Source organism: Comamonas sp. NLF-1-9 (genome assembly GCF_019195435.1).
In the GTDB taxonomy this organism is placed as follows: Bacteria; Pseudomonadota; Gammaproteobacteria; order Burkholderiales; family Burkholderiaceae_C; genus Comamonas_C.
On the sequence record NZ_CP078069.1, the window covers coordinates 2,313,398 to 2,329,658 of the forward strand.

15 protein-coding genes are annotated in these 16,261 nt (G+C 70.5%); 8 read left to right on the forward strand and 7 right to left on the reverse strand.

What is annotated here, in order from left to right; genetic code table 11:
- Positions 1-47: 47 nt before the first annotated feature.
- The gene (locus KUD94_RS11095) at positions 48-638 is read left to right on the forward strand and encodes a hypothetical protein (RefSeq protein WP_218237264.1); all 591 of its coding nucleotides are present in this window, start codon (positions 48-50) and stop codon (positions 636-638) included.
- Between the two features lie 121 nt (positions 639-759).
- Here the strand turns inward: KUD94_RS11095 and KUD94_RS11100 are convergent, their stop codons facing one another.
- From KUD94_RS11100 to KUD94_RS11115, 4 genes are all read right to left on the reverse strand, one after another.
- Positions 760-1,458, reverse strand: a complete 699-nt coding sequence (locus tag KUD94_RS11100; protein ID WP_218237265.1) for a ProQ/FinO family protein — start codon at positions 1,456-1,458, stop codon at positions 760-762.
- On the reverse strand, positions 1,455-2,693 hold the full coding sequence (glcF, locus tag KUD94_RS11105) for a glycolate oxidase subunit GlcF (protein ID WP_218237266.1): 1,239 nt from the start codon (positions 2,691-2,693) through the stop codon (positions 1,455-1,457). The genes KUD94_RS11100 and glcF overlap by 4 nt, the downstream gene beginning before the upstream one ends.
- A gap of 3 nt (positions 2,694-2,696) precedes the next feature.
- Complete coding sequence (gene glcE / locus KUD94_RS11110) at positions 2,697-3,794, reverse strand: glycolate oxidase subunit GlcE (protein WP_218237267.1); 1,098 nt, start codon at positions 3,792-3,794, stop codon at positions 2,697-2,699.
- Positions 3,795-3,855: 61 nt separating this feature from the next.
- Positions 3,856-5,055: an ammonium transporter gene (locus tag KUD94_RS11115; RefSeq protein WP_218237268.1), complete on the reverse strand. Its 1,200-nt coding sequence runs from the start codon at positions 5,053-5,055 to the stop codon at positions 3,856-3,858.
- 318 nt (positions 5,056-5,373) lie between these two features.
- Here KUD94_RS11115 and KUD94_RS11120 point away from each other — a divergent pair, with 318 nt between their 5' ends.
- The gene (locus KUD94_RS11120) at positions 5,374-6,906 is read left to right on the forward strand and encodes a YifB family Mg chelatase-like AAA ATPase (protein WP_218237269.1); all 1,533 of its coding nucleotides are present in this window, start codon (positions 5,374-5,376) and stop codon (positions 6,904-6,906) included.
- A 160-nt stretch (positions 6,907-7,066) separates the two neighbouring features.
- Positions 7,067-7,720: a glutathione S-transferase family protein gene (locus tag KUD94_RS11125; protein WP_218237270.1), complete on the forward strand. Its 654-nt coding sequence runs from the start codon at positions 7,067-7,069 to the stop codon at positions 7,718-7,720.
- 84 nt (positions 7,721-7,804) lie between these two features.
- Here the strand turns inward: KUD94_RS11125 and KUD94_RS11130 are convergent, their stop codons facing one another.
- Positions 7,805-9,442 (reverse strand): hypothetical protein, encoded by a 1,638-nt coding sequence (locus tag KUD94_RS11130; RefSeq protein ID WP_218237271.1) that lies wholly within the window; start codon positions 9,440-9,442, stop codon positions 7,805-7,807.
- A 575-nt stretch (positions 9,443-10,017) separates the two neighbouring features.
- Between KUD94_RS11130 and KUD94_RS11135 the strand changes: the two genes are divergently transcribed.
- The 5 genes from KUD94_RS11135 (at position 10,018) to KUD94_RS11155 (ending at position 12,717) form a co-directional block, all read left to right on the forward strand.
- On the forward strand, positions 10,018-10,365 hold the full coding sequence (locus tag KUD94_RS11135; RefSeq protein WP_218237272.1) for a hypothetical protein: 348 nt from the start codon (positions 10,018-10,020) through the stop codon (positions 10,363-10,365).
- A gap of 199 nt (positions 10,366-10,564) precedes the next feature.
- A complete protein-coding gene (locus tag KUD94_RS11140) occupies positions 10,565-11,080 on the forward strand; it encodes a DUF305 domain-containing protein (protein ID WP_218237273.1) in 516 nt (171 codons plus the stop codon).
- Between the two features lie 133 nt (positions 11,081-11,213).
- Positions 11,214-11,609 carry a tautomerase gene (locus KUD94_RS11145; protein ID WP_218237274.1) on the forward strand — a complete coding sequence of 132 codons (396 nt, stop codon included), beginning with the start codon at positions 11,214-11,216 and terminating at the stop codon, positions 11,607-11,609.
- A gap of 28 nt (positions 11,610-11,637) precedes the next feature.
- A complete protein-coding gene (locus KUD94_RS11150) occupies positions 11,638-11,997 on the forward strand; it encodes a CidA/LrgA family protein (protein ID WP_218237275.1) in 360 nt (119 codons plus the stop codon).
- 3 nt (positions 11,998-12,000) lie between these two features.
- A complete protein-coding gene (locus KUD94_RS11155) occupies positions 12,001-12,717 on the forward strand; it encodes an LrgB family protein (RefSeq protein WP_218237276.1) in 717 nt (238 codons plus the stop codon).
- A gap of 105 nt (positions 12,718-12,822) precedes the next feature.
- Here KUD94_RS11155 and KUD94_RS11160 read toward each other — a convergent pair whose 3' ends face one another.
- Complete coding sequence (locus KUD94_RS11160) at positions 12,823-14,340, reverse strand: ATP-binding cassette domain-containing protein (RefSeq protein WP_218237277.1); 1,518 nt, start codon at positions 14,338-14,340, stop codon at positions 12,823-12,825.
- Positions 14,337-16,241 (reverse strand): ABC transporter permease, encoded by a 1,905-nt coding sequence (locus KUD94_RS11165; RefSeq protein ID WP_218237278.1) that lies wholly within the window; start codon positions 16,239-16,241, stop codon positions 14,337-14,339. Before KUD94_RS11165 ends, KUD94_RS11160 begins: the two co-directional genes overlap by 4 nt.
- Between the last annotated feature and the right edge of the window lie 20 nt (positions 16,242-16,261).

Sequence of the window (16,261 nt, forward strand, 5' to 3'; positions counted from 1 at the left end):
GGCAGCCCGGGCGCCCTGTTTGAACCGTTTTGTCTCAGGAGAAAAACATGATCCGCATCAACCACACCCTCACCGCTCTGGCCGCTGGCCTGGTGCTTTCGAGCAGCGCTCTGGCCGCCGGCCCCGCTGCGGGCGAAGGCCCCTTCTTCCAGTTCGACAGCCTGCCCGCGGGCAGCCAGCTGCAACGCGCCGAGGTGCAGGCACTGGCCACGCACGAAGCGCCCCTGGCCGGTGAATTGCCCGCCGCCCCGCTGCAACTGGCGGACACCATGCTGACGCGCGCACAGGTGCGCAGCGAAGCCGTGGCACACCAGCCCGCGGCCGGTATTGCGCCCTTTGGCGCCGCGCTGCCCGCCAGCGCCAGCGTGAAGGCGCGCGCTTCGGCAGCGACGCCGCTGGCGCTGCACACCCAGCCGGCCGCTGGCAACCTGCCGCTGGCCGAGGCGCCGATGAACGCCAGCACCCTGGCGCGCGCCGAGGTGCGCAGCGAGGCGCTGGCAGCCGCGCCCGCCGTGGGTGAGTTCACCGCGCAGCAGGCGGCGCTGCCCGCCAGCGCGCTGAGCCGCGCCGAAGTGCGCGCCAGCACCCGCGACGCGCTGGCCCGTGGCTTTCATGTGGCAAGCGGCGAGCTCTCCTGAAGCCGCTCGGGGTCGGCCCTTGCCGCGCCCAGCCGGGCGCAGTTTGAGGGCATGAACCGGCAGACAAGGGGCATGCAGCAGGGGCTGCATGCCCTTTTTTCGTGGCGGCGACGGCGCTCGCTCAGGCCGGCTGGCTGAGTGCGCGCAACTGGCGCGCACGCGCCAACTGGCGCTGCACCAGTGGCAGCGCCAGGCCGTAGTCGGCGGCAAAACCGGGCAGGTCGCTGCCGGCGGCCTCGAAGGCGCGCAGCAGCGCCTCGGCGCGCGCATCGTGTTCGCCCGCCTGCGCCAGCGCCGCATCCAGCGCGTCGTCGGCGTCGGCGCGCGGGCCGCGCACGCGCTCGGCATAGGCCTCGCGCGTCAGGCCAGAGGCTTCGTAGGCGCGCACGATGCGCTGGCGCAACTGCGGCGCCAGGTCTTCCTGGCTGCGCCGCTGGCGACGGCGAAACACCTCGATGAGCGCCTGGTACAGGTGTTCGGGCGCGACCGGCTCCACGGCCTTGCCCTGCAGGTCGTGGCGCGGCTGGCCGCTGGCCATGGCCACGAGGTAGCGCGAGGAGCGCGTGTGCCAGGCCAGCGCCTGCTTGAGTTCGTCCTTGTCGGGCGCGTGCGCGGCCATCAGGTCCTGGAAGATGCCGCGCTTGAGCGGCAGCGGCCGCTCGCCGAACAGGCGCGGATGCCACTGCGCGAGCTGCGCCATCAGCGCGGGCGGCGTGCGCGCGGGGCGGCGCGCGCTCCTGGCCGCAGGCGGGGCAGCGGATGGATCGGCGCCGGCTGCGGGCGTGGCCGGGGCGGTGTCGGTGGCAGTTTCGTCGGTCATGGCGCGAGTGCTTCGTCCAGCACTTCTATCCAGTGGCGCACCGGGATGTCGGTGCCGTTTTGCAAATGGGTGATGCAGCCGATGTTGGCAGACAGAATGGCTTGCGGCGGCTGGTCCGCGAAAGATTGCGCAAGCTGCGCGAGTTTACGGTCACGCAGCTGGTGCGCGGTCTCGGGCTGCAGCACCGAATAAGTGCCGGCCGAGCCGCAGCACAGATGCGCCTCGCTGGCCGCCAGGCGCAGCTCGAAACCGAGCGCGCGCAAACCCGCCTCTACGCCGCCGCGCAGCTTCTGGCCGTGCTGCAGCGTGCACGGCGGGTGCCAGGCATAAGGCCGCTCGCCCGCGCGCAGCTTGCCCTTGAGCAGCGCGGCCAGCTCGGGCAGCAGCTCTGAAATGTCGCGCGTGGCGGCGCTGACCTTCGCGGCGCGGGCGGCGTATTCGGGGTCGTGGCGCAACAGATGCCCGTATTCCTTGACCGTGACGCCGCAGCCCGAGGCGTTCATCACGATGCATTCGACCTCGCCGCGCTCCAGATACGGCCACCAGGCGTCGATGTTGGCACGCATCTCGTCCTTGCCGCCCGCCTGGTCGTTGAGGTGGAATTTGACCGCGCCGCAGCAGCCGGCCCTGGGCGCGACCAGGGTCTGTATGCCTGCGGCATCGAGCACGCGCGCGGTGGCGCCGTTGATGCCCGGCGCCATGCTCGGCTGCACACAGCCGGCCAGCAGCAGCACCTTGCGCGCATGCACCGCCGTGGGCCAGGCGCCGGCGCTGCTACGCGGCGGCACTTTCTCGCGCAGGCGCTCGGGCAAGAGGCCGCGCACCGCCTGCCCGAGCTTCATCGCCGGGGCAAAGAGCGGCGAGGGCAGGCCCTGGGCCAGCGCCCAGCGCAGCGCCTTGTCCGCCGGTTTGCGCGCCACTTTCTCTTCGACCACGCGCCGGCCGATGTCGAGCAGCTTGCCGTACTCCACGCCGCTGGGACAAGTGGTTTCGCAGTTGCGGCAGGTCAGGCACCGGTCCAGGTGCAGCTGGGTCTTGTCCGTCGGCTCCTGGCCTTCGAGCACCTGCTTCATCAGATAGATGCGCCCGCGCGGGCTGTCGAGCTCGTCGCCCATGAGCTGGTAGGTCGGGCAGGTAGCAAGGCAGAAGCCGCAGTGCACGCACTTGCGCAGGATGGCTTCGGCTTCCTCGCCCTCGGGCGTGCCGGCAAATTCGGCGGACAAATGGGTTTGCATGGCTCAGGCCCTCCCGGTGTTGAATATGCCCGCCGGGTCGAAGGCCTGCTTGAGCCGGTGATGGATGGCTTGCAGGCTCGGACTTTCCAGATCAAATACGGCTCTAGCCCTTGTACCGTCTGCGTCAGCAGCTCTGAAAACACAAGCGCTTCCGCCGGCTGCACGTGCCGCAGCGCGCAAGGCTTCGCCGGCCGATTCCGCTGCCTGCACCCAGCGCAGGCCGCCATGCCATTCGACCAGCGGCGCGTCCACACCCGGCGGCAGTGCCAGCACCGGCGCGGTTTGCGGCAGCGACAGTCGCCACAGCGCGTGCTGCGGCGCGCGCGCGGCAAACCAGGGCAGGCTGTGGTCGCGGCAGGCGTCCCAGTCGCCCTGCACCTCATGCAGGCGCTCGCCGCCCATCTGCGCGCAGGCCGAGCGCACCGCCGCCTGCGCGCCGCGCAGGCGCACATACAGCACACCGCGCCCCTCGTCCTGCACCCAGCAACTCGCGTTCAGCGGCAGCGGCTGGCCGCCCCAGCGGTGCAGTTGCGCGAGCGCCTGCGCCTGGTCCAGCTCAAAGCGCAGCGTGGCCTCGGCAGGCGCTACGGGCAGTACCTTCAGGCTCACCTCGGTGATCACGGCGAGCTGCCCCCAACTGCCGGCCATGAGGCGCGAGACGTCGTAGCCCGCCACGTTTTTCATCACCTGCCCGCCAAAGCGCAGCAGCTCCCCCTGGCCATTGAGCAGCTCCACGCCCAGCACGAAGTCGCGCAGCGCGCCCACGCTGGCGCGCGCAGGCCCCGACAGGCCGGAGGCGACCATGCCGCCGACGGTGCCGCCGGGCGCGAACTGCGGCGGCTCGAAGGCCAGGCACTGGCCATGGCGCGCGAGCAGCGCCTGCACCTCGTCGACGCGCGTGCCGGCGCGCACGGTGATCACCAGCTCGGTCGGTTCGTGCTCGATCACGCCGGCCAGCGGGCGCAGCTCCAGCGTCTGCCCCGGCGCGGGCGCGCCCAGCGGATGAAACGCCTTGGTGCCGCCGCCCCGGATGGACAGCGGCGTCTGCTGCGCATGCGCCTGGCGCACGCGATGCTGAATTTGGGCGAGGACGTCGGACATGGGCGCATGGTAGCGCCGCAGGCCCTGCGCGGGCAGCTCTGCGGGCACTGCCCTGCGCGCTTCAAGGCCGCACCAGGTCGGCGCTGGCGCTGATGCGGTGTACTGCAAGATCGGCCCCGAGGAACTCCTCTTCGCGGCTCAGGCGCAGGCCGACCGCACGGCGCAGCGTGCCATACACCGCAAAACCGCCGAGCAAGGCCACGCCCACGCCTGCGAAGGTGCCCAGGCATTGGCTCCAGAAGCTCACCCCGCCGAGGCCGCCGAGCGCCGTCTGGCCGAAGATGCCGCAGGCAATGCCGCCCCAGGTGCCGCACAGCCCGTGCAGCGGCCACACGCCGAGCACGTCGTCCACCTTCCAGCGGTTTTGCGTCCAGGTGAACAGGCGCACGAAGAGCACGCCCGCTACCGCGCCTATCGCCAGCGCCGCCAGCGGATGCACGACGTCGGAGCTGGCGCAGATCGCCACCAGGCCGGCCAGCGGGCCGTTGTGTGCAAAGCCCGGGTCGTTGCGCCCGGCAAGCACCGCCGCCAGCGTCCCGCCCACCATGGCCATCAGCGAGTTGATCGCGACAAGACCTGTGATGCGCTCGAGCGTTTGCGCGCTCATCACGTTGAAGCCGAACCAGCCCACGATCAGGATCCATGCGCCCAGCGCCAGGAAGGGGATGCTGGACGGCGGGTGCGCCGTCACCCCGCCGTCGTGCCCGTAATGGCCGCGGCGCGCGCCCAGCTGCAGCACCGCCATCAGCGCAATCCAGCCGCCGACCGCATGCACCACGACCGAGCCGGCAAAGTCGTGAAACGGCGCCCCCAGATGGGCTGCAAGCCATGCCTGCAGGCCGAAGCTGCCATTCCAGGCGATGCCCTCGAAGAAGGGATAGACGAAGCCGACGATGACGAAAGTAGCCGCCAGTTGCGGCGCAAAGCGCGCGCGCTCCGCAATCCCGCCCGAGACGATGGCCGGCACCGCCGCCGCAAAGGTCAGCAGGAAGAAGAAACGCGTGAGGTCGTAGCCATGGTGCTCGGCCAGCACCCGCGCGCCGCTGAAGAAGTGCACCCGGTAGGCGATGCCGTAGCCGATGAAGAAGTAGGCCAGCGTGGACACCGCGAAATCCACCAGGATCTTGACCAGCGCATTCACCTGGTTCTTCGCGCGCACCGTCCCCAGCTCCAGAAAGGCAAAGCCGGCGTGCATCGCCAGAATCATGATGGCGCCCAGCAGGATGAACAAGACGTCGGCAGGAGAGTGCGGAGAGGACATGCAAGTGCCCGAAAGCCTCAGGAAGAAGGCACAGCGAATCGATTGAGCGCCCGGCCCGCGGGCGACCATGGCGTGGCCGCACTGGCGCACGCCGCGCAGGTGAACGCGCGGCTGCGGGGGACGGGCGGCTTCACGAGGAGTTGGCGGCTCATGGGTCTCTTGGAAGAAGCGGCGGCAAAAATGCTGCGATGCGTCATTATGCATGTTTTGCATCAACACATGCATTTATGTTTTGACCGTGTTGCTTTCCTGGCCCGGTGTGCAACGCGCCCCCCGGCCCGCTACAGTGCCGCCACCCCCTGAACAAACCCGTCCCCCATGAGCCTTGCCCTGGTTCAAAGCCGCGCCCTGCTGGGCCTGGCTGCGCCCGCCGTCACCGTCGAGGTGCACTTGGCCAACGGCCTGCCGGCGTTCACGCTGGTCGGCCTGGCCGACGTGGAAGTGAAGGAGGCGCGCGAGCGCGTGCGCGCCGCCATCCTGAACAGCGGACTGGAGTTCCCGTCGAACAAGCGCATCACGGTGAACCTGGCGCCGGCCGATCTGCCCAAGGATTCAGGCCGTTTTGATCTGCCGATCGCGCTGGGCCTGCTCGCGGCCAGCGGGCAGCTGGACGGCGCGCGCCTGGCCGGCTGGGAGTTTGCCGGCGAGCTCTCGCTGTCCGGACAGTTGCGCAGCGTGCGCGGCGCGCTGGCCACCGCGCTGGCGCTGCGCAGCCAGGGCGAGGCGGCGCGCCTGGTGCTGCCGCTGGACAGCGCCCGCGAGGCCGCGCTGGTGCCCGACGCGCCGATCTACGGCGCCGAGCACCTGCTGGACGTGGTAGCGCAATTCCTGCCGCCCGGCGCCGAAGGCCAGGCGGGCGAGCCCGGCGGCTGGCAGCGCGTGCTGCCCGCGCCCGTCGCAGATGCCGAGCCCGGCCCGGACCTGGCCGACGTCAAGGGCCAGGCCGCCGCCCGCCGCGCGCTGGAAATCGCCGCGGCCGGCGGCCATGGCCTGCTGCTGGCCGGCCCGCCCGGCTCGGGCAAGTCCATGCTGGCGCAGCGCTTTGCCTCCATCTTGCCGCCGATGACGGTGCAGGAGGCGCTCGAGAGTGCGGCAGTGGCCAGCCTGGCCGGGCGCTTCACGCCCGCGCGCTGGATGCGCCGGCCCACCGGCAGCCCGCACCACAGCGCCAGCGCGGTGGCGCTGGTGGGCGGCGGTTCGCCCCCGCGGCCGGGCGAGATATCGCTCGCGCACCACGGCGTGCTGTTTCTGGATGAATTCCCCGAGTTCGCGCGCAGCGCGCTCGAAGCCCTGCGCGAGCCGCTGGAGAGCGGCCACATCACCATCGCGCGCGCCGCGCAGCGCGCCGAATTCCCGGCGCGCTTTCAACTGGTCGCGGCCATGAACCCCTGCCCCTGCGGCTTTGCCGGCTCACGCCAGCGCGCCTGCCGCTGCACGCCCGAGCAGATCGCGCGCTACCAGGGCAAGCTCAGCGGCCCGCTGCTGGACCGCATAGACCTGCACGTGGAAGTGCCGCACCTGCCTGCCGAAGAGCTGCTGGGCGCGCCGCCGGGCGAGCCCAGCGCCGCAGTGCGCGCGCGCGTGGTGGCCGCGCGCGAGCGCGCCCTTGCACGCCAGGGCGGGCCCAACCAGACGCTGTCGGGCCAGGCGCTGCAGGATGCGGCCGGCCTGGACGAGGCCGCGAGCCGCTTCCTGCAAACCGCCGCCACCCGCCTGGCCTGGTCGGCGCGCGCGACCCACCGTGCGCTGAAAGTGGCGCGCACCATTGCCGACCTGGGCGGCTCGGAGCACGTGGGCCTGGCGCACGTGGGCGAAGCCATCCAGTACCGGCGTGTGCTGACGGCCAAGTAGGGGAGCGCGGCCCAAGCTCTCACGCAGCCCTCCCGGGGGCCGCAGCGGGACGCGGCGGCCCGGTCTTGCTCCCTTTCCCTCTGGGAGAGGGCCGGGGTGAGGGCGGCCCCCAACATCAGCGCCGCCACCAAGGTATCCGCCCCCGCCGCAAAATCCCCGCATGCTGCTCTTTGACGCCCTCAGCCCCGCCCCGCGCTGCCTGCGCATGTTCCTGCTGGAAAAAGGCCTCACGCTGCCCACGCAGCAGGTCGACGTCTTCGCCGGCGACAACCGCCAGCCGCCCTACCTCGCGCACAACCCGGCGGGCCAGACGCCCGCGCTGCTGCTGGACGACGGTAGCTGCATCGCCGAATCGGTCGCCATCATGGAATACCTTGAAGAACTGCAGCCCCTGCCCGCGCTGATCGGCCGCACGCCTGAAGAGCGCGCCCGCACCCGCCAGTGGCAGCGCCGCGTGGAGCTGAACATCACCGAGAACATCCACAACGCCTTCCACTGGGCCGAAGGCGCGGCGCGCTTTGCCGGCCGCATCCCCGTCGAGCCCGCGGCCGCGCCCGGCCTCAAGCGCGTGGCACAGGATCGCCTCTCCTGGCTGGACGCCATGCTGCCCGCGGGCCAGCCCTGGCTTGCGGGCGAGCGCTTGAGCATCGCCGATATCTGGCTTTACGTCTGGCTGGACTTTGCCCAATCCGTCAAGCAGCCGTTTGACCGAGCGCTCTCGCGCATAGGCCCGTGGTTTGAGCGCGTGGCCGCAAGGCCTTCGGCCAGCGCCAGCCTGCATGCCGATTGCAAACCTGGCGGGGTGCGCGGCTAGGTACAGACTGCAGACGAACCGGGCGTGGCCACGTTCCATCCGTCCCGGCGTGACCATGCTGCAAAAGCGCCATGGGCTTCGTGCTCATGCTGCGGTGTCGGGCTCGGCGCGGCGCGCCATCGCCAGGGCAAAACCCAGCAGCACCAGCAGCACGCCGGTGCCCCAGGCATAGCGCGCGTATTTGACAGACTTGACCGAGCCGCCGCTGTAGTCGGCCCAGACGGCGCGCAGATGGCCGCCGGGCAGGCCGGCAATCGGCGCCTCGGGGTCGCCTACGTGCAGCTCCAGGCGCGCGCCGGAACGCGACGAAGTCATGACATGCACGGGCACGTCGGTCACGATCAGGCTGCCTTGCGCGCTCAGCTCACCGAGCGCGTACACCGCCACGTCCGAACGGGTAGCGGGCAGCGCCGAAGTGCCTATGCCGCTGCGGCCATGGTGCCATTTGTCAAAGCCCACGCCCGCCCAGGTCGTGTGGCGCCCCTGCGGCTGCGCCACCATGGGGCGGCTCGCGGTCAGGGTGTAGGTGCGGCCGTCGGCGCCGGCCACGCTCGCCTGGATCTGCACCCCGTCGTGCGGCGGCAGCTCGGTGCGGTGCGTATTGCGGTTCTCGACCGTCATCGACAGCTCGGCGCTGCCTGCCGCCACGGGCTCGGCGTCCAGCGCCACGCCCCGCTCCACCGCAGCCGGGCCGACGGACTGGATCGTCGTGCGGTTTGCCTGCGGGCCGGTGTAGGCGTAGGCGACCGCGCCCAGCGCGAGAAGCGCCGCCAGCGCAAGTGCCATGCCGGGCCTGGACCAGGGCCGCAGCGGCACGCGGTCGCGCGTCCAGGGTTCGCGGTACCAGCGGGAGGCCAGCAGCATGGCGACGACAGCCAGAATCTGCGCGACAGGCAGCAGCAGCAGGAATTCCTCGCGGTAGGACAGCCACTCAACCACTGCCGGCGGCGGGTTCTCGGCGAACAGGCGCAGTGAGGGATTGGGCAGGCCGACAGGCGAGAGGTAGTGACCGTAGGCGCTGAGCGCAAAGCCCAGCATCACGCCGCCCGATACTGCCGCCACGCGGTCGGTGCCCGCCAAAGCCCACCACAGCAGGATCAGCGGCGTGAGCACCGCCGTGCGCACGATGAACCAGGTCAGCCCCGGGAACTGGCCGACCAGCCAGGTCTGCAGCAGTCCGAGCACGACGACGACCGCCACGGCAAGCACCAGCGCCAGCGTGGCGGCCGGGCCCAGCGGCGTCGCCGGGCCGCCGGCCTGGGCCTGGGCGCGGGCGCGTCGGGAGCGATCCCACAGCCACAGCGCCAGCGTATAGCCAAGGTAGTAGACACCGAAGTGCACCGGCAGCCCGGTGATCCAGGTGCGCTCGAGGTCCAGCCACTCGGGTTGCCCCGGCAGACCGATGGGCGAGAGCGTCCAGTAGTAGGTAGTCAGCAACAGGATGTGCACGAAGGTCAGCACCGCGCCCCGCTTCAAGCCGACGCCGAACCAGGCCGTGCCCACGCCGAAGACCGTCGTCATGAGCAGCGTATCCGTCACCCAGTAAGTCCAGTAGGGGTCGTTGCCCCACAGCATGGCGTGCGCCACGGCCGCGTCGGCAAACATCGCCAGCAATGCCGCCAGCGCGACGAACTTGACCAGCTCGGGCAGCGTGAGCGGCTGCCTGAGCGGCGCGCGCCCCGTCCCAAGGGGCACACGCCGCCCCTGATCCATCGTTGCCATGCTGATCCTCCTGAAAAACTACCCCGCGCCTTTTTTTGCAAACCGCCCCGCGCCAGCTTGGGGTCGGGCTCTGCCGTGCAGCCGGCAAGGGCCTGCGCGCAGGCCACGGACGCGCCGCAGCACAGAGCAAGGGAAGGCGGGGCAATCGGAGTGCCCGCCAAGGCGCCAGTGGACGCGGCGTCTGCCGCCGCGTGGTGGCCCCGCTACCAGAAGCTGTGGACACGCTGGAACCAGGTGAGAGCCGTGGGCAGCATCGCCGCGGCCGCATGCGCGATGCTGGCCTTGCTGCGCTGAAGAATCGGCGCCGCGACCGCGCACCGAGCGCGCCGCCGTCGACACGGGGGCAAGAATATTTCGCGGCCCTGCCCCTTGCACGCCGTGCGCCAGCCGCTATCATTTCAGAGGCATTGCTGGCGCGACGGAAGGCACGATCTGCTCCCTCGGCGCCAGCACCTGCGGCCCGCAACCCGCCTGGCGGGCGCGGCGTCGATCGCGGCAGGCGCGCTCGGCGCAGCCGGTTTCGGCATTTCTGGCGAACCCGCAGCGCCGAGGCTGCTGCGACAAGGAGTACTTGCATGAACGAGGTCGTCGCCCTGAGCGAGAAAGAAAAATCGGCCAAATCGCTCACCGCCGTCATTTACGCGCTGTACGCCGCGGCTTTCCTCGTGGGCATCACGAGCATCGTCGCCATCGTCATGAATTACCTCAAGAAGGACGAGGTGGCCGGCACCTGGCTGGAGAGCCACTTTCGCTGGCAGATGCGCACCTTCTGGTACGGCCTGCTGTGGGGCGTGATCGGCATGGCCGGCGTCGTGGTGCTGGTGGGCTGGGCCGTGCTGCTGGCCAATGGCGTGTGGATCATTTATCGCATCGTCAAGGGCTTCTTGAACCTCAACGACAACAAGCCGATGTACCCGGCCTGAGGCGTCTGCGCGCCGCGCTGTCGGCCGCCCTTGCGCATGGCGCCTGGCGGGTACGCGCGCTGCCTGCGCCGCACGCCGCTCGCCATGGCCGGCGACCACTGCCTGTTCGTGCAACCCCCTTGACGCGGGAATGCGGCTTGCTCCCACGCCCCTACGGCGCCCGCGAAGGCTTGCGGGCCCCGAAGGAAAGGAATCACGCATGCCCCAGCAGTCTCACCAGCATTCACAGGAATCCATGGATCACGGCGGGCATGCGCACCAGCGCCCCTATCTCATGCTGTGGGTCAATCTGGCCTTGAGCCTCATCGTCATGTATGTGGTGATGTTCACCATGATCAATGGCTGGGCAGACTTTCACAACAACATCAACATGCTGTACATGGCGGTGACGATGTGGGCGCCGATGGGCATCTTCATGCTGCTGACCATGGGCGGGATGTATTCCAATCGCAAGGCCAATCTGGTGCTGTACATACTGTTTGCGGTGCTGACGGCTGCCTCCTTCTGGGCCACGCGCTCGCAGGCGCTGGTGCACGACCGCCAGTTCATCCTGTCCATGGTTCCGCACCACTCTGGCGCGATACTCATGTGCCGCAAGGCGACGCTGCAAGACGCCGAGCTGATCGCGCTGTGCCGGCAGATCGAGGCCGGACAGCGCTCGGAGATCGAGCAGATGCAAAACATTCTTGCGCGGCTTGAGGCGCAAGGCCGCTGAGTCGGCGCGCACCTGCAGTGGCCGCTTGCCCCATCGGGGGCACATCCGGCGGACAATCGCTTGTCCCGACACCTGCCGCGCCCGCCGCCATGCCAACGCCGGGCGGCACTTGCCGCAATCGCCGGGAGGACCCATGCCCTACATCCAGCTTGACGTGACGGCCCACTATGCCGCGCCCCTGAAGCAGCGCCTGGCCAAGGCCTTGATGGCGAGTTACGCCGAAATCATGGCGACGGACCTGCGGCGCATTACCGTGGCGATCCGGGAGCTGGGCGAAGGCGGCATCTGGCGCACGATGCAAGCGGGCGCCGACCCCGAGCCGGCAGCGATGCTGGTGCTGGACATCCGGCGCGGGCGCACGCCCGAGCAGCGGTTGCGCGTGGCCCGCGCGCTGTGCGCCCATTGCGTCGAGATGCTGGACATCGCACCCGAGCGATTGAATGTGGAATTCACCCAGCACGCGGGCGACGAGATGGTGCATCCGGCGCTGGGCGGCTTCAGTCCCGAATGGCAACCGGGCGAGCTGTGACAAGCCCGCGCCGCAGGAAAGGGGAGACATGATCGGAGCGATTGCAGCGCTGCTCCTGATGCAGCTGGCGGGCACCTTGCTGGTGCAGTTTCTGCGCCTGCCGCTGCCGGGGCCGGTGCTCGGCATGTTCCTGCTGTTCGCCTTGCTGGCGTGGCGTCGCCAGGTGCCCGAGGCGCTGTCGCGCACCGCGCAGACGCTGCTGGAAAACCTCTCTCTGCTGTTCGTGCCCGCCGGCGTGGGCATCATCGCCCACTGGCACGAAGTCGCGGGCCAGGCCGGGCGCATTGCCGTGGTGCTGGTGCTGGGCGCGGCGATCACGCTGGCGGCGACCGCTTGGACGCTGCACTGGCTGCTCGCGCGCGCCCGCACGCGCGGCCTGCAGGACTGATCCATGCGGCTGAACGCTATCTGGGTCTACCTGGCGGACCAGCCGCTGCTGTGGCTGGCGCTCACGGTCACGCTGTTCTGGCTGGCGCGGCGCCTGTACCTGGCTGTGGGCGGTCTGGCGCTGTGCAACCCGGTGCTGGTGTCGATTGCGGCCATCGTCGGGCTCTTGCTCTTGAGCGGCACCGACTACCAGACTTATTTTGACGGCGCGCAGTTCATCCACTTCCTGCTCGGGCCGGCGACCGTGGCGCTGGCCGTGCCGCTGGTGCAGCAGCTGCCGGTGCTCAGGCGTAGCCTGGCGCCGCTGTCGCTGGCGCTGCTGGTGGGCGCGCTCACGGGCATCTTGTCCACGGTGGCGCTGTGCTGGCTGCTCGGCGTGGATGCACGCACGCTGCTGGCATTGCTGCCGCGCTCCATCACCACGCCGATCGCGATGGGGGTGTCCGAGCAGATCGGCGCCAGCGCCGAACTGACCGTGGTGTTCGTGGTGATCACCGGCGTGCTGGGCGCGGCCTTCGGCGTGCCGCTGCTGGGCCGCCTGATGCGCAAGGACCCGGTCGCAGGAGGCTTCGCGCTGGGCGTGACCTCGCACGGCATAGGCACGGCGCGGGCGTTTGAAGTGAATGCACAAGCCGGTGCCTTTGCCGGCCTGGGCATGGGGCTCAATGGCGCCCTGACGGCAATCCTGATACCGCTGCTGGTGTGGCTGCTGGGGCTGTAGCGCCCGGGCAAGCCCGCCCATCGACAGCCGTATTCTTGAGCAGATTCGCCCGACTCCAGCAGCGACCGCCGTCCGGCTTCCGGCGGCATCGAGCAGGCGCCGGCGCTACAGGCCCAGGTGCTGGCGGCGCAGCGCGGCGTTCGCCATGAAGCCGGCCATGTCGCCCGCGTGCACCACGCGGCCCTGCTCCAGCACTACCACGTGGTCGGCTACGCTCTGGGCGAAGGCCAGGTTTTGTTCGCACAGCAAAATGCCCATGCCCTGGGCCTTGAGCTCGCGCACAGCGCGCGCCATCTGCTCGACGATGAGGGGCGCCACGCCTTCCGAGGGCTCGTCGAGCAGCACCAGATAGGGCTGGCCCATCAGCGTGCGCGCCACGGTGAGCATCTGCTGCTCGCCGCCGCTCATGCGGGCGCCGGGGCGGTCGGGCATTTCGCCCAGATTGGGAAAGAGCGCAAACAGGCGCTGCCGCGTCCACGGCGCCAGCGGCGCGCCGCCGGGCCAGCGGCGCGGTCTCTGGCGGCCGGTTTCCAGGTTTTCCAGCACCGTGAGGTCGCCGAAGATGCGCCGCTCCTCGGGCACGTAGCCCAGGCCCGCGCGGGCGATGCGGTGGGCGCTCCAGCGGCCGATGTCCTCGCCCATGAAGTGGCGGCTGCCGCTGCTGCGCGCCATCAGGCCGGCAATCGCCTTGAGCGTGGTGGACTTGCCCGCGCCGTTGCGCCCCATCAGCGCCAGCACCTCGCCGGGGCGCACCGCAAGCGACACGCCGTGCAGCGCCTGCGCCGCGCCGTACCAGGCGTGCAGGTTGTGCACGCGCAGCAGCGGGGGGCGCTCCATGTGCCGTTCGGCCACGGGCAGGGCGGGCGGTGATCCGGGCGCTTGCAGGCCGCTGCCCAGGTAGGCCTGCTGCACCTGGCGGCTGGCGCGCATGACGGCGGGCGGGCCTTCGGCGAGCAGCTCGCCGCGCACCATCACCGCGATGCGGTCGGCATGGGCGAAGACCACGTCCATGCTGTGCTCGGTGAAGAGCACGCCGATGCGCCGCTCGCGCGCCAGACTGCGCACCAGCTGCATCAGCGCGCCGCGCTCGGCCGGGGCCATGCCGGCAGTGGGCTCGTCCATCAGCAGCAGGCGCGGCGCGCCCGCCAGCGCGAGGGCCAGCTCCAGGCGCTTGACGTCGCCATAGGCAAGTTCGCTGCAGGGGCGCTCGGCCTGAGCTTGCATGCCCACCTGGGCCAGCAGGGCCAGCGCGTCCTGGCGGCGGTAGTCGCCCGCGCCGCGCCACAGGCCACGCCAGCGGCCGTCGTGCGCCAGCAAGGCCATTTGCACGTTGGCCAGGGCGGTGAAGCTCGCGAGGGTTTCGGCAATCTGAAAGGTGCGGCCCACGCCCCGGCGCGCCAGCGCGCGCGCGGCCAGGCCGGTGATGTCGGCGCCGTCCAGCAGCACACGGCCCGCGTCGGGGCGCAACTGGCCGCCGATGAGCTGAAAGGTGGTGCTCTTGCCCGCGCCGTTGGGGCCGATCAAGGCCAGCAGCTCGCCCGCCTGCAGTTGCAGCGACACGCCTTGCACCGCATGCACGCCGCCGAAGGATTTGCGCAGCCCGCTGGCCTGGAGCAAGCTCATGTACGCGCCTCTTTTGCTCTATTTTTGGTAGCTATCAGCGCTTGCAGGTTCTGCGTTACACCCGAAATTCCTTGTGGAAACACCAGAATCAAGAGCAGCACCACGCCGCCCAGCACCGCCCGCCACCAGGGCAGGGCGCGGGCCACGCTGTCGTGCAGCCAGGTGAAGGCGGCCGCGCCCACCACCGGGCCGGCCAGGGCGTGCACGCCGCCCAGCAGCACCATGACCAGCGCATCGACCGAGGCGCTGACCGAGAGCACGTCCGGTGCGGCCCCGCCCTTGGAGAAGGCAAACAAGGCCCCGGCCAGCGCCGCCGCCGCCCCGGCCAGGGTGAAGGCCGCCCATTGCACGCGCCGCGTGGGCAGGCCGATGGCCTCGGCGCGCTGCACCGAGTCGCGCGCCGCGCGCAACGCCCAGCCAAAGGGCGCGTGCAGCATGCGGCGCAGGCCGTGGACGGCGCCCGCGCACAGCAGCAGCACCAGCCAGTAAAAGCCCGCGCCCGCGCCCAGCCAGGCGGGCGGCCACACGCCGGTGATGCCGTTGCTGCCTCCGGTGAAGTCGTCCCACTGGAAGGCCACGGCCCAGGTGATTTGCGCAAAGGCCAGGGTCAGCATGGCCAGGTAAATACCGCTCAGGCGCATGCAAAACCAGCCATAGACCAGCGCCCCGACGGCACCCACCAGCACCGCCAGGGCGAGCGCGGCGACGAAGGGCAGATGCGCCGCATGCACCAGCAGCGCGGCGGCGTAGGCCCCGAGGCCGAAATAGGCCGCATGGCCAAAGGAGTGCAAGCCGCCCGGCCCGACGATGGCCTGCAGGCTGGCAGCAAACAGCGCGGCGATGGCGATTTCGGTCAGCAGCACCACCGCGTAACTCTGGCTGCCCGCCCACAGCGGCAGCGCGGCCAGCAGCGCAAGCAGCAGCCACCAGGCCCATCGGCCCCAGGCGCCGGCTTGTACCAGGCCGGGCTGCTCGGCTGCAGAGCGCAGCACGGCGTCCGGGCGGCCCAACAGACCCCAGGGCCGCCAGACCAGCACCACGGCCATGACCAGAAATTCCGCCACCAGCGTGAGCTTGGGAAAGGCCACGGTGAAGGGCCCGAGCTGCACCACGCCCAGCCAGATGCATACCGCCTTGAGTTCGGCAATCAGGAGCGCGGCCACGAAGGCGCCGGGTAGCGACCCCATGCCGCCTACCACCACCACGACGAAGGCGCTCGCGACCATGGGCAGGTCCAGCTCCAGATTGGCCGGCTCGCGCGGCAGTTGCAAGGCCCCGGCCAGGCCCGCCAGCAGCGCGCCCAGCGCAAACACCGCGGTAAACAGCCAGGCCTGCTGCACCCCGAGCGCCGAGAGCATCTCGCGGTCTTGCGTGGCCGCGCGCACCAGCGTGCCCCAGCGCGTGCGCCGCAGCAGCAGGGTGAGCGCCAGCAACACCAGCGGCCCGGCGGCGATCAGAAACAAGTCGTAGCTGGGAAAGCGGCGCCCCAGGATGCTGACGGCGCCCGCGAGCCCCGGCGCACGCGGTCCGAGCAGATCTTGCGCGCCCCAGAGCCAGAGCGCGGCATCGCGAATGACCAGCACCAGCGCGAAGGTGGCCAGCAGTTGCAGCAGCTCGGGCGCGTGGTAGATGCGGCGCAGCAGCGCAATCTCGATCAGCGCGCCAAGCAGCCCGACGGCCAGCGGCGCGATCAAGAGCGCGGGCCAAAAGCCGATGGCGCCGCCGAGCTGCTCCACGCTGCTGTAGGCCACATACAGCCCCAGCACATAGAGCGAACCGTGCGCGAAGTTGACGATGCGCGTGACGCCAAAAACCAGCGACAGGCCGGCGGCGACCAGAAACAGCGTGGCGCCGCCCGCCAGGCCGTTGAGCAGCTGAACGAGCAGGCCCGACAGATCCATGCGGCGGCGCGCGCGTGCAG